The sequence below is a fragment of the Amycolatopsis acididurans genome, assembly GCF_012328925.1.
Lineage (GTDB): Bacteria > Actinomycetota > Actinomycetes > Mycobacteriales > Pseudonocardiaceae > Amycolatopsis_E > Amycolatopsis_E acididurans.
Genome location: NZ_JAAXLS010000113.1, coordinates 1 through 1106 on the forward strand (window position 1 = coordinate 1; position 1106 = coordinate 1106).

Annotated in this window: 2 protein-coding genes; both read right to left on the reverse strand. The window is 73.8% G+C overall.

All coding sequences use genetic code 11. The annotated features are described in order from the left end of the window. Window positions 1–510, reverse strand: a 510-nt coding sequence (locus HFP15_RS42070) for an alpha/beta hydrolase (RefSeq protein ID WP_168524207.1), incomplete at its 3' end; no start/stop codon positions are given. 33 nt (window positions 511–543) lie between these two features. Further along, window positions 544–1106, reverse strand: a 563-nt coding sequence (locus HFP15_RS42075) for a DUF4872 domain-containing protein (RefSeq protein WP_168524209.1), incomplete at its 5' end; no start/stop codon positions are given.

A 1106-nucleotide genomic window follows, 5' to 3' on the forward strand; every position in this document is an offset into this window, starting at 1 on the left:
GGGTCGGTGGGGGTTGTAGGCGGTGATCGCGGCGGCGGCCTCGTTCAGGGTCGCGAAGCCGTCGCGGTGGCGGGTCATGAAATCGAGGATGCGTGCGGCGCCGCCGGGGTTGATCCGGGGCGCGATGTCGACGAGCACGAGCGCACGGGCGAGGGTGTGGTCGGCGTGCGCGAGCAGGGCGGTGATGCCGCCCAGGGAGGCGCCGACGAGCACCGGGGTGTCGCCGAGGCTGCCGGTGATGTGGACGAGGTCGTCCACGAGATGGTCGATGGTGTAGTCGCGCGGGCGCGCCCAGTCGCTGTCACCGTGGCCGCGGGCGTCGAGGGTGAGCGCGGTCCAGCCGTGCCCGGCGAGGCGGGCGGCGGTGTGGCGCCAGGAATGGCGGGTTTGCCCGGCGCCGTGGAGCAGGACGGCGGTGCCACGCGGTGAGGTGGCTGGTGGTGCGGACCAGTGGTCACCGGCCAGGGAGAGCCCCGCGCGGCGGTAGGTGACGGGTGTGGGGGTGCTCACGACATCTCCAGGTCGTCAGGGATCTCCGGGTCGTCAGGGGCTGAGTTCGCGGGCGAGCAGGTCGAGGAGATCGGCGCCGCGCTGTTCGAGTTCGGGGAGATGCCGCGCGGTGTCGGCGAGCGCGGTGACGCGGGTGGTGGTGCTGATGTCGGCGGCGGCGATGCGGGCGAGGCCGTGCCAGAGCTGGGTGAGCTGGGCGTAGAGGTCGGCGGCTTGCCCGGCGATGGGCAGGCCGGTGCGGTGGGCGAGGTAGTGCAGGTAGTCGGCTTGCAGCCGGCGGAACAGGCTGCCACCGGTGCCGGCCTTGTCGATGAACGCGGCCAGCGCGGCGAGCACGGTGTCCAGTTGCGCGGGGGTGAACACGTCGGGCCAGCGCCGCAGGTCCTCGGCGAAGACGCGGACGCCGTCCAGGCCGGCGCCGTGCACCAGGTCGGCTGCCCGGTCCTGGTTGTGGTCCTGGTTGTGGTCGTGGTCGGGGTGCCCGGTGGACAACGGTAGCGGCGGGGGGTGGCGCAGTGCGGTAGCGGCGGCGTGGCAGGCGTCGGCGGCGGTGTCGGTCAGGGGCGGCAGGTGGGTGGGGAAGCGCAGGCGGTAGG